This is a genomic window from Flavobacterium frigidimaris (assembly GCF_002217275.1).
GTDB classification, from domain to species: Bacteria; Bacteroidota; Bacteroidia; order Flavobacteriales; family Flavobacteriaceae; genus Flavobacterium; species Flavobacterium aquidurense.
The window spans coordinates 1-13,157 of record NZ_MUGV01000041.1; the positions used below are offsets into that span (position 1 = coordinate 1).

The following is a 13,157-nucleotide window of genomic DNA, read 5'->3' on the forward strand; positions in this document are numbered from 1 at the left end:
AAGTAAATATAAACAAAAAAGCTCCAGATTTCTCTGAAGCTTTGTCTTAGTAGTCCTAACGAGACAATTATCGAACCATTTTATAGATGATTTAAAGACTTTAAATATATGAATGTTAAGTTTCTCCTTTTTGAATTTAAATAAACCTTTAAGATCAATTTTGATTTTTGAAAGTTTTTAATTTTATAAAAAAAATAGACCAAAGTTTCCCAATGTTTATTGCAAAAATTGAATATTAAAATTCAAAATGAGGTTTTCCGTAAAATTCTAACAAGTGAGTAACTTAGATTTGCGCGCAAAACTTCGTTATCTGATTATTTTTTTGCAGAAGACTACAAGTTTAAATCATTAAAGAAGTCGAAGATTACATCAAAAATAAACGTTCACTGGAATCTGATCAGTTCAGGAAATCAATAACAATGGTTTGATATTAGTATTTGAAAGACTTTCTAAAATTGAAAAAAAAAATAAAAGTTATGAAAATTAAAATTACCCTTCTTGTTTTAATTGTTTTTACGCTATTTGTAAATGCTCAAATATATACACCAATCGGAGCAATTCAGGGTACGTCTGGAAATAATTTTGTAGGTATTGGAACAACTGCTCCTACAAATAAATTAGAAGTTTATGGTGGCCATGGCGATTCCAGAATTTTGCTTCACTCAACTGGGGGAACTAGTGATGTAAATCAAGCTGATTTAATGTTATGGGCAAGCGAACCAGGGCTTACTTATTCAGGTGTTGGAATTGGAAATAATATACATAATTTTAATAATGTAAGTGGAGGTCTACATTTGTTAAACCCAGCACGAGGGGGATCATATCTTAGATTATTAGATAATTTTCTGTCATTAAACATTGTATCTTCTTCTGGAATAGATATACAGGCAATCAAGGTGAATTCGGATGGGAATGTCAGCCTTGGTGCAGAAAATGTAGGAGTGCAAACTAAACTTCATGTTAAGGAAAGTGGAACATCAAATAATATTTGGCGAGGAAGAATAGTTTCTTCAGGAGATTTAAATGCCGTAGTAATAGGTGAAAATAATGGCAAATCATGTTTAGGAGCTCATAACTCACAATTAAATGCCTGGAGTGATTTAATTATTCAAGGAGGTGGAGGAAATGTTGGAATTGGAGTTTTTAATCCAATAAATAAATTAGATGTAAACGGAACTATCCATTCCAAAGAAGTAAAAGTCGATATGAATGGCTGGTCAGATTTTGTATTTAAAAAAGAATATAATTTACCAACACTTCAAGAGGTCGAAAAATACATCAAGGAAAGAGGACATTTAGAGAATATTCCAAGTGAAGAAGAGGTATCGAAAAATGGGATTAATCTGGGAGAAATGAATTCTAAATTGTTACAGCAGATTGAAGAAATGGTTTTATATATGATTGAACAAAACAAACAAATTCTTGATCAAAAAAGTGAAATGGATAAATTGAAAAACGAAAATAAAAATTTCAAATTAATATTTGAAAGACTTTCTAAAATTGAAGAAAAATTAAAATAAAAGCATATGAATAAATCTCTACTATTAATTATTACCCTATTTCATTCATTTTTACAAAGCCAAACTTTTAATGGCAATTTAGGCTCTCAAAGTTTAAATTGGAATACGGATCAAAAGGTTTTTAATACCATTCCAAGGGACGGAATTGCTCCTATGTCTATCAAATTATGGGATAATTACAATGGGATAAATGCACCTTCACAATACGGAACTTTACTCGAAATAAATGGTCGAGTCTCACATTTAGATTCTCAGCTTTATTTCGCAGGTAGTGGTGATAATGGAAGAATATTATATAGAAGCGCATTTTATGGACAAACGACATGGCAAGATTGGCAGTATCTTTTAGATTCAAAAAACGATATTGAAACGATGGGTAATTTAAAAATTACAGGAAATAGTAATAGTTATATTCTAAATGGAAATATAGGTATTGGAACAACTGCACCAACATATAAATTAGATGTCATTGGTGATATAGCTTTTTTATATGGTAGAGCAATTTATTCAAAGGGATATGCATTTTCTAAAGTCTTAGAGTCTACTTATAATGGGACTAATGATGTAATCTACCTTTACACAGCAGGTGCAGCTCCAACGAACGCTATTCCAAAAATGACATTATTAAGTAATGGCAATGTTGGCATTGGAACAACAAACCCAACATCAAAACTTACTGTGGCAGGAAACATAAATTCCCGTGAAGTAAAAGTAACAGTAGATGCCGGTGCTGATTTTGTATTTGAAAAGGATTACGAATTACCTTCTCTAGATTCTGTTGACAGATACATCAAGGAAAATAAGCATTTACCTGAAGTTGCTTCTGCCAATGAAATGAAAAAAGATGGAATTAATTTATCTGAAATGAATATTAAACTTTTACAGAAAATTGAAGAGTTGACCTTGTATATGATTGAAATAAAAAAGGAAAATGAGAAAATGAAATATGACATAATAAAATTAAAAGAACATAAATAATAGCAAAATGAAAAAACAAGTATTCCCTTTAATAGCCTTCGTCCTTTTTTCTATATATAACAAAAACTACGCTCAAAATAGTACATATTTATCTGTAAATGACACTAGATCTCAAAATGATTTACCAAATTTTTCAGGTTTTTCAGTTAGATCAGATTTTAAACTAAGAGCTGCTATTGGAGTGCCTGGATCAGGAATGTATTCAGCAAATTTAACTTTATCTCCATGGGGGGATAATAGTGGTGATAAAAACCATCAATTAAATTTTAACAACGGTGGTGTTTTTTATAGAAATGCCTTTCCGCAGGACCCACAGTGGGGAAATTGGCAACAATTAATAATGGCCAATTCCAATGGAAATGTTGCTATTGGGAAAGATAATTCAAGTAGTAAACTTGAAATTAATGAAAGTAGCGAAAGCAAGCCATCCGGGCAATTAGCACCAACAAAATCTATTCTGAAACTATCTCGTAATGGTTCTACAAACTATACTTATAATGAAAATGCCGAATTTAGAATAGGGCATGGCGGAAGCGGTGTTTCTGGAAGTAAACTTGAATTATATGTAAATGGCAGTGCAAATACGAATTCAATTCCTGATCAACAGGTGATGACCTGGAATTATGACGGAAATGTCGGCATTGGCACCACTAATCCAACCTCAAAACTTACTGTAGCGGGAAATATCAACTCTCGTGAAGTAAAAGTAACAGTAGATGCCGGAGCTGATTTTGTTTTTGAAAATAATTACAATTTGCCATCTCTGGATGCTGTTGATCAATATATCAAAGAAAATAAACATTTACCTGAAATCGCATCAGCTGATGAAATGAAAAAAGAGGGGATTAATTTATCAGAAATGAATATTAAGTTATTACAAAAAATCGAAGAAATGACTTTATACTTGATTGAACAGAATAAAAAAATTATTCATTTAGAAAATAGACTAAAAAAAGTAGAAAATAATTAAAAATAAGATGATGATGAAAAAATCAATTTTACTATCAATAACATTTGTAATCTTTAATTATATCAGTTTGATAGCACAAAGTTTAAATCCATCGAATGCTATCGGAAGCGCGGGTACGGCAGACTATTTCAAAGGAGGATACACTTTTGCGTATGCGGACTCGGGAACTCCATGGAACGGTGCTCTTATTAGTTATGGTGGTTTGGGAAATCAATATGATTGTCAAATAAGTTCAGATTATGGACCTCATGGAGGTAGTCATATATCGTATCGAACTAAAAATGGTGATACTAACACATGGAATCCCTGGTATGAATTAGCAACTAGAGGGAGAAATGATTTTGCAGGAAATCAGAGTATTAGTGGAAATTTAGGAATAGGTAGTTCTAATCCTCAAGCAGGTATAGATATATTTAGATCACATGATCCAAACATCGCAAAAGCAATAAAAATTATGTACCAAGGTTCTTGGGGCACACCTCAATATGCAAGTAATTATAGATTTATAGATATTCAAAGTACTGAAGAAGGGAGTATTTTAGCATTGAATGCTTATGGAATGGGTTTAGGATTTAATCCTCCATCTTACAGCTCTCCAGATAAATTGTATATCAATGGTAACGTTGGTATTGGCACAACAACGCCAGATGCAAAATTAGCCGTAAACGGAACAATCCATTCCAAAGAAGTAAAAGTCGATGTGAATGGCTGGCCCGATTACGTTTTCAAAAAAGAATACGATTTACCAACACTTCAAGAAGTCGAAAAACACATCAATGAAAAAGGACATTTAGAGAGTATTCCAAGTGAAGAAGAGGTATTGAAAAACGGGATTAATTTGGGGGAAATGAATATTAAGCTTTTACAGAAAATTGAAGAATTGACTCTGTACACAATCGAGCAACAGAAAAATACTGAAAAATTAGCCAAAGTTATTGAAACACTCACTAAGAGATTAGAAGTAGTTGAAAATAAATAACGAGATTAAAAATATTAATATGAAAAAAATAATTGCCCTTATAGTGTTTGGAATAACCCTTTTTTCAAACGCCCAACAAAAAATAACTTTTAATTATGATTCTGCCGGAAATCAGATCTTAAGAGAGTTATGCCTTTCGGGATGCAACCCACTAGCAAAACCGGCCAAAGAAGAAGTAAAAGAAATTGAGGCTTTAGCCGATGAAGATTTACTGAAATTCTCGCAAGAAGATGTTATTTCCTATTATCCCAATCCGGTAAAAGAGGAACTTTATATAAAATGGGAACTCAAGGATGAGAACTACGTTACCTCTATTCAGGTCTTTAATTTAACAGGGCAGCTACTAAGAAGTTACGAGCCAACTGCTCACAATGATAACCAGAATATTGCTTTTCAGGATTATCCAACGGGAATTTATGCTGTTATGCTTTACTACAATAACGGTGAGCAAAAATCAATTAAAATTATCAAGAAATAATATATGAGAAATTTTTACTTTACATTCCTATTTATCAGTTTATCTTTTCTTGCGTCAGCTCAGGATTCCGGAGGAACACCTGTTGAAGGTGTAACTCTTATCAAGAGAAGTAATGAAATACTAAATACTCCAGTTAATAAGACTCAAATCAATAGCGAAGCATCTAGTTTATCAGCAGTAAACGCAACACCGGCTCCTACTGGAAATTCAACAGAAGTAGGGATTACCGAAGGACAATTGTCAGTTTCACTTAACGGAGTAGCGGGTTATTCTATTCCAATTGCAGTACCTGCAGGAATTAATGGTGTTGTTCCTCAGATAAGTTTAGTTTATAGTAGTCAGGCAGGAAATGGAATTGCAGGGTACGGCTGGAACATCGCAGGTGTTTCTGCTATTACCAGAATTCCGAGGACAAAATTTCATGATGGTGCAGTGGGAGGCGTAAATCTTGATGCCAACGACCGCTTTGCTCTGGATGGACAACGGTTGATTTTAAAAACTGGGGCAGCGTATGGCGCGGCGGGTTCAACTTATGAAACCGAGAATTTTTCCAATATTAAAATTAGTGCTGTCGGAGTATCGCCACTAGGTGCTAATTATGGGCCTGCCTCTTTTTTAGTATCATACCCTGATGGTTCTGTAGCAGAGTTTGGTTCTACTTTAGATTCCCAATCAATTACCACATGGACCATAAATTATTGGCAAAATCCGCAAGGAGTAAGAATTTCATATAACTATACTAAAATAGAAAACAGTATTGCTATAACTAGCATAAAATATGGTACAACAGGAACGACAGCTCCTATTAATGAAATTCAGTTTGTTTATGGTACTCGTACAAGGCCAGAGCAGTCCTATATAGGTGGTAAAAGCATACTGAATAACAAGATATTAGAAAAAATTCAAGTGAGAGGCAATGGAATAGGTTTTAGAAATTATAACTTTTCATACAATTCTAGCTCTTTAGGATATCAGCGGTTAGAGAAAGTATTTGAATTAAGTGGGGATGGGACTAAAAGTTATAACCCAACGGTATTCTATTACGAAAACTCCAGCGAATTAATATCATATGCAAATATTACCACAAACTTAAGCGTTGGGAATATATCATCTCAAAATGCAGCTACTGTTTCCGGAGATTTTGGTGGTGATGAAAAAATGGATTTCTTGATCTATCCTACAATTGGCCCTGATACTAAATCAAAGTACTGGCTGTATTCTGATATAAATTCAGGAGGCACTAATTTGGGTTTCGAACATAAAGTGGGGTATTTTGAGACTATTTTCCCTGTTAATTGGTTAACTTGGAATAATAAGCTTTATGCAAAACAAGGCTGGGCTGTGGCAAAAAAATCAGCTACTAATTATACTTTTACGGTTTATTCTGCTGGAATATCATCACCTATTTATTACCAATACGAAAAAGTGGTAAATTTTCCAACTCAAACTATTGGGGGATCTGGTGATGATTATTGCTCAACAGTTGATGTAGAAACTATTTTCCCAAAGAAAATACTTTCAGGAGATTTTAATGGTGATGGTATAACTGATGTTATTGCTATTGACCTAGAGCTTCGATCATTTAGTTATACAGATGATTATTATTATGGCTGTTTAACAAATTCAGAAATAATAACTTCCAAGAAAGTATATTTTGTAGATTTAAAAAGAGATAATACTACCAATTTTCTAACCTATTCTGGTGAATTGGCTTCAGTTATAACTTCCAGTTCTAAGGTGGAAGTAGCCGATGTAAATGGAGACGGTAAATCGGATTTTATGGTTTTTGAAAATGGAAAGGTAACAACCTATACACTCAATAGTACGAATCAATTAGTTTTATTATGGAACTATCCAGATGCAAATATCTCTGTAGATTTAAGTAAAACAATTTTATTGGGTGATTATAATGGTGATGGGAAAACCGATTTTATGATACCGAAAGGATACGGATTTACAGAATGGTATCAATATAATTCTACAGGAACTGATTTTATCAAGGTAATTCAAAATAATAATATTACCTTTTTACAAAATACAACGTCAAGTACCAATAGTTATATAGCTTCTGATTGTAATAAAGATGGGAAATCAGATTTAATTCGCACTAATACACGTTTAGATCAAGCTGGGAATGGTCAAATAGAGGTTAACTATTATCCAAATTTAAATGGTGTTTTTAGTCCTAATTTTAGATATACAACTGCAAGTTCGTTCACTTCAGATATTAAACTTAATATTCTGCCGATTTACCTACCCACAGGAAGAGGAATCGTAATTAAAGACAAACCCTATAATCCAACTCTCGAAATTGCATTTCTGGGTAATAATAAAATTTTTTATTTTAATTCTAATAAAGATAACACTACAGATCAATTACTACGAACTATAACCACTGGAAACGGAGTAAGAGAATCAATTACCTATCAGCCATTATCTGCGACTTCTTATAATGAGCTATATATGTCAATATATACTACTGGATATGCTGAGACTTATCCCAAGATAGATATAGAATCTGCAGCAACTGTACAGCTAGTTACCAAATTAGAAAAACAAAGCGCTTCTGTTTATAAAAAACAATTGTTTACCTATGCGGGTGCAACTTCCAATTTAGAAGGATTAGGTTTTATGGGGTTTCGCGCTTCGATGCGAACTAATTGGTTCGAAGATGATAGCAAGGCAATTAGTACCGTGTCTAAGTTTGATCCAAATTTGCGTGGAGCTATTGTTGAGAGTTATACTTATTTAGGGATAGTTAGTCCTTCAATTGCATTAAATAATGTGGCTCCAAACGTTCCCAGAGCAAGCCAAATTACTGTAAACAATACTAGAACAGCAACTGAGACTATTTTAGCAACAAACAGTATTACGTTTAGTCCGGGTGCAATTATTACCCCTGGAGCAGGTAATACTTTTATTGCTAAAATCACTTCTGATTACGACGCTAATGGATATACAGAAACAAATACTAGTCCTCCTTATGATCTGATAAGTAAATCCTTGGCATTTTATGAAACTAGCCTATCTCCATCCAAAGTTTTTAAACTCCAAAATGTAAGATCCAACAATTATGATATTCTAAGTGATAGTAGTGATGAAACCAATACTGTATATGATAATTTCAACAATCCTATAGAGTCGATAACTAAAATTAGAGCAGGAGGAACAAACCAACAAGTCACTACTAATGTAATAGCCTATGAACCGGTAATAAATTCGCCTTATATGGTAGGCAGGATTAAAAGCAAAACACAAAACGTAACTGCTTCTGGTGATAGTATGAATTCTAAGGAAACGTATCAATACGGCTCGGGATCAGAAAGTAATTTATTAAAAATAATCCAAAAATGGGGTAACAATACTGGGGCTATTACAGAAACCAATGGGTATGACACTTTTGGAAATATCATATTAAAAACGATATCGGCACCTGGCTTGACAGATAGAAAAACGAGTTTTGTATATGATCCAACAGGGATTTTATTAAAAGAAAGTACTGATATTGAAGGATTCAAAACAGCATTCGAGTATTATCCTAACGGTACACTCAAATCAGAAAACAAACAAACGGAACTTGGTGTCTGGAATAATGCTTTGTTAACAGGTTATGAGTATGATTCCTGGTTCAAGAAAACTGTAGTCACTGATTATGTGGGTAAAACCCATACCTATGCCTATATGCGTGAAAGCGAAAAAGCTAAAATCACCCTCACTGGAAACACTGATGATACTTATAGTGAAGAGCTATTTGATGAATTGGGCAGAAAAATACGTACTGGTATAAAAGGCATACAAGGCACTATGTCCTACAAAGATTTTAAATATGATATTTACGACCGCAATTTTAGTGTTAGCGAACCCAATACAGGCAGTCCATTATGGAATACCACTTTGTATGATGTTTACGGCCGTCCCGAAACTATTACAGATTATAAAGGTAAAGTATCGACTATAAAATATGATAAACGAACCACTACAATCACCGACGGCAGCACTGGTCAAATCAAAACATTTACTAAAAATGCCATGGGTAATGTTCTTACATTGCTCGAAAGCCCAATCGGAGGTACTGTAAATTATAATTATTTTGCTAACGGAAATCTTAAGGAAACTAATTACAATGGCAATAAAATAAGTATAACACAAGATGGGTGGGGGCGTAAGATTAGCTTAACAGATACTTCGGCCGGTACATACACGTATGATTATAACGAACTCGGAGAAAGCACAAAAGAAACGACTCCAAATGGCACGACTACATATAAACTGAACGATTGGGGTAAAATCGAAATCAAAACTGTAGCAGGTAATAATACTAACAGTACTACTCAGTACACCTATACACCAGACAGCAAATTACTTCTAAAAATGGTATATACTGATGGTGGGGATGCAGGGAAAACAATTATTACCGATTTTAGCTACGACGCAAAAAAACGATTGGAAACCACGACAGAAACTACAGGTTATGGTGCTGTTTTTAAAATAAAATTAGAGTATGATGCCTGGGGTAGGGTTGAAAAAGAAACCAAAACAGCATCTTTAAACGGAAAAAACAGTACTTACAGTACGCAAAATGAGTACAAAAATGGCTTTGCATACAAAATATACGAAATAAAAAATGGGCAAAAGACCAAAACTCTTTGGGAAACAACTGAGGTAAATGCTCAAGGGCAGTTGACCAAAGCAGCACTAGGCAATGGAATTACTATCAATAATATATATGACAGTTACGGCTATGTAACCAATATGAAGCACACTTTAGGTATGACCACCATTATGGAATTAGGTACCAATTTCGACACGCAAAGAGGGAATCTTAAGTGGCGTAAAAACAGCCTTTTTGGAAATGTTACCGAAAATTTCGATTATGATAGCCAGGACCGTCTTATACAGTACCCTAATGCACAAGGAGTGCAAGAGAATCAGACCTATGAAGACGATGGGCGTATTAAATCTAACTCGTTAGGAACTTACAATTATGCCAATTCAAATAAAAAATACCAAAACACTTCGATAGTACTAACTGCCTCGGCTTTATCTGATTATCAAAATAAACCCTTACAGACGGTGAGCTATAACACTTTTAAAAGTCCTGTAGAAATAGTAGAAGATGGTAAAGACAAAATAAGCTTTGTGTATAATGCCCACAACAATCGAAGTGTTATGTTTTATGGAGGATTAGGGCTTAAAGAAACCCGAACTTATCGTAAACATTACAGTGCCGATGGCTCTATGGAGATCAAAGAAAATACCCAAACAGGAGCGATTGAGTTCGTAACTTATATTGGTGGTGATGGGTACTCGGCTCCGGTTGTTTATAAAAAAGCATATAGTAGTGTAGGAGCTATACAAGAACAAACATTATATTTGCATAGAGATTATCAAGGGAGTATCCTGGCAATAACCAATGAGACTGGAGCTATAGTAGAAAAAAGAAAGTTTGACGCTTGGGGAGCTATTGAAAAAGTACAGGATGGTGCAGGTAATATATTAAACGGTCTTACTATTCTTGATAGAGGCTATACAGGACATGAACATCTGCAAAGCGTAGGTCTTATACACATGAATGGACGTCTGTATGATCCTAAACTTCACCGTTTCCTGCAACCAGATAATTATGTACAAGATCCAAGTAATACCCAAAATTATAACCGTTATGGATATGTACTAAACAACCCTCTAAAATACACGGATCCTAGTGGGGAGTTCAAAATTAATTGGAATGACATAATTGCAGGAGTGGCAATCGTAGCTGGAACTATCTTATCTTTTGTACCAGGAGGCGCAGCTATTGGAGTTCCGTTAATTGGAGCTGGAGTCGCACATTTTGGTGCTACATATGCTGAGTATACGAAAACTGGCGATTGGAATGCTGCATCAAATAATGCAGGGATTACTTTTGGTGCTACAGTAACTACTGATTTTGGTTATGATGATTCGAAAAATCATATTCCTGGTGTTATTCAAAATGATCCTATTGTGGAGCCTAAGTCAGGAGGCAATGAAAAAGCATATGATTTTTTGAATTATGTTGGAATTGGAGCAGAGTCTGGTAATTTTTTAGAATCGTCAATTAATAAGTCTGATTTTCTAATAGGTTCCTATAACTCTTCAAATGCAATAGATTTTGGTAGTAATATTGTACCAGGTCAGTTTAATCTATATGAAAAAGGATATCAAGAATCCCTATCTCAATTAAAATCATTGAAAGATGTTTCAAAGGTAGTAGGAAAAGTTGGTTATTATTTAGGTTATTTGGAAGGGGTAGACAAGGCAGTGCACGGCGATTTAAAAGGTGGTATTGTATCTGCTGGCTCGAATTATGCAGCCGAGGAGATTGCTTTGAGTCAAGGCTGGGGATACGGATTAGCATTTACATTAACATGGGAGCTGATGGATAAAAAAATTAGTCAGACAGAATGGTATAATAGACTCTTTTTTGGCAAAGATTCTGATGTTTATAGAGAAAGAGGTCTAATTAATGGTTGGTATTTTGACCACTGGTATAAGCCTTAATTTTAGTATTATAAAAAATATAAAAAATGAAAGAATTTTGGTTAGATTATGCCGCTTCAAGTTATATTAAATTGATTAAAAAAGATAAAGATCCTGAAATTGATATATTATTAAATATTTCATTTGTTCAGTCCTTGAATGTTAATTTAGTATTAGTTATAGTTTTTAAATTAATTAACGTTGAAATAACAGATTTCAAATATATGATTATAAGTTCTCTTTTAATTTTTCTAATAAATTATTTCATTTACAATCGATTAAGTGAAAAAGAAAAACAAAGAATAAAAAATAGAGTGCCTAAATTCAAATATTATATTTATAGATTGTATGCTTTGTTTTCTGCAATAATTCTTTTTGTATGTGCATATCTTTTAAGGGATTAATATTCCCCCCGCTAGCGCGAGCGCAATGTCATTAAGTTCAATAAAGCAAAAGCCATTCTGTTATGGGATGGCTTTGCTTTTTAAATCTTTTCCTTTGCTAATCTATATTGGCTTTCTGCAGTATTATCATAGAATGCGCAATTTTTATAAAAAGATTTCAGGGTGTGCGGGTATAGATAGCATGAATATAATAAAAATAAAAAGAAGCTCCAGCTTTATCGTAGTAGTTCCCCCTGCTAGCGCGAGCGTCCCGCTCGTGAACGCAATCAAAATCAATAAAGCAAAAGCCATTCTGTTACGGTATGGCTTTGCTTTTTTAAATCTTTTTTGCTAGCGTATGTCTGCTTTCGGTAGTATTATTATAGAATGTACAACTTTTTATAAGAAGATTTCGAGCAGTGAGAAATAGATCTGACGAATAGAATCAAAACAAAAAAGCCCCGCTCTCCGAAGTCTTCTCATGAAAAGCTGCGCAAATGTCTCTGACTTTGCGCATTTTTTTTACATCTAAGGAATTGTAAACCTTATAAAAGTCTCCCGACTTTTTACGATTACTTCTAAAGAATAAATTAAGTAAGAAAAATTGTTGTTTTTGAAAGAAAATAGCTAAAAATGAAAGCAGGATATGTTATTCGGGATCAAAGACTGCCAAATTTTATCACACCAGCAGTTGTAGACTGGATTGATATTTTTACACGTCAGACATACAGAGATATTGTAATTGAATGTTTAGATTATTGTATTAAAAACAAAGGGATGATCTTGTATGGTTATGTGATTATGAGCAATCATATCCATTTGATAATACAATCTGAAAATGGAAAATTATCTGACTTAATAAGAGATTTTAAAAAGTTTATTGCAAGGAATATTTTAGATAGAATTCAAAATAGTTCTGAAAACAGAAGAGAATGGATGTTAGAACGTTTTAAATTAGCAGCTGAAAAATATCAAAGAAACAAAGAATATCAATTCTGGCAATATGGAAATCACGCAGAAGAAATTTATTCAACAGCGTTTATGTGGTCTAAATTGCACTATATACATTTGAATCCTGTGAGAGCGGGATTAGTAGCTAAAGCTTCAGAGTATATTTATTCTAGTGCAGGAAATTATGTTAATGATTCAGGAATGTTAGAAATTGAAAAAGTTGATAATCCAATAGTAAACGTAGTAGATCCGAGATCAATAACTCTTTATAATTTATATTAGATTTAGTTTTAAAGTCGGAGACTTTGAGAAGTTTTCGTTTTTCAATTACATTTGTTTGAAATGGCGCAAAGTCAGTCCCGAAGGCTTTCGGGATTGCGCAGCGTGAGTGCGGAAT

Annotated in this window: 8 protein-coding genes; all 8 read left to right on the forward strand. The window is 33.6% G+C overall.

Annotated features, from left to right (window positions below; genetic code table 11):
- Positions 1-455 precede the first annotated feature (455 nt).
- Positions 456-1,520 carry a hypothetical protein gene (locus tag B0A65_RS23590; RefSeq protein WP_074664093.1) on the forward strand — a complete coding sequence of 355 codons (1,065 nt, stop codon included), beginning with the start codon at positions 456-458 and terminating at the stop codon, positions 1,518-1,520.
- Positions 1,521-1,526: 6 nt separating this feature from the next.
- Positions 1,527-2,498 (forward strand): hypothetical protein, encoded by a 972-nt coding sequence (locus B0A65_RS20565; protein WP_074664095.1) that lies wholly within the window; start codon positions 1,527-1,529, stop codon positions 2,496-2,498.
- A gap of 7 nt (positions 2,499-2,505) precedes the next feature.
- The gene (locus B0A65_RS20570; RefSeq protein WP_083370546.1) at positions 2,506-3,468 is read left to right on the forward strand and encodes a tail fiber protein; all 963 of its coding nucleotides are present in this window, start codon (positions 2,506-2,508) and stop codon (positions 3,466-3,468) included.
- A 67-nt stretch (positions 3,469-3,535) separates the two neighbouring features.
- Complete coding sequence (locus B0A65_RS20575) at positions 3,536-4,447, forward strand: tail fiber protein (RefSeq protein WP_074664097.1); 912 nt, start codon at positions 3,536-3,538, stop codon at positions 4,445-4,447.
- A gap of 19 nt (positions 4,448-4,466) precedes the next feature.
- Complete coding sequence (locus tag B0A65_RS20580) at positions 4,467-4,925, forward strand: T9SS type A sorting domain-containing protein (RefSeq protein WP_074664135.1); 459 nt, start codon at positions 4,467-4,469, stop codon at positions 4,923-4,925.
- A 3-nt stretch (positions 4,926-4,928) separates the two neighbouring features.
- Positions 4,929-11,447 carry an RHS repeat-associated core domain-containing protein gene (locus B0A65_RS20585; protein ID WP_074664099.1) on the forward strand — a complete coding sequence of 2,173 codons (6,519 nt, stop codon included), beginning with the start codon at positions 4,929-4,931 and terminating at the stop codon, positions 11,445-11,447.
- A gap of 26 nt (positions 11,448-11,473) precedes the next feature.
- Positions 11,474-11,830 carry a hypothetical protein gene (locus B0A65_RS20590; RefSeq protein ID WP_074664101.1) on the forward strand — a complete coding sequence of 119 codons (357 nt, stop codon included), beginning with the start codon at positions 11,474-11,476 and terminating at the stop codon, positions 11,828-11,830.
- A 612-nt stretch (positions 11,831-12,442) separates the two neighbouring features.
- Complete coding sequence (locus B0A65_RS20595; RefSeq protein WP_074664103.1) at positions 12,443-13,042, forward strand: REP-associated tyrosine transposase; 600 nt, start codon at positions 12,443-12,445, stop codon at positions 13,040-13,042.
- The last annotated feature ends 115 nt before the right edge of the window (positions 13,043-13,157 follow it).

Coding starts and splice junctions, on each gene's coding strand:
- B0A65_RS20585 (WP_074664099.1), top strand. CDS start 4,929: ATGAGAAATTTTTACTTTACATTCCTATTTATCAGTTTATCTTTTCTT.
- B0A65_RS20570 (WP_083370546.1), top strand. CDS start 2,506: ATGAAAAAACAAGTATTCCCTTTAATAGCCTTCGTCCTTTTTTCTATA.
- B0A65_RS20590 (WP_074664101.1), top strand. CDS start 11,474: ATGAAAGAATTTTGGTTAGATTATGCCGCTTCAAGTTATATTAAATTG.
- B0A65_RS20565 (WP_074664095.1), top strand. CDS start 1,527: ATGAATAAATCTCTACTATTAATTATTACCCTATTTCATTCATTTTTA.
- B0A65_RS20595 (WP_074664103.1), top strand. CDS start 12,443: ATGAAAGCAGGATATGTTATTCGGGATCAAAGACTGCCAAATTTTATC.
- B0A65_RS20580 (WP_074664135.1), top strand. CDS start 4,467: ATGAAAAAAATAATTGCCCTTATAGTGTTTGGAATAACCCTTTTTTCA.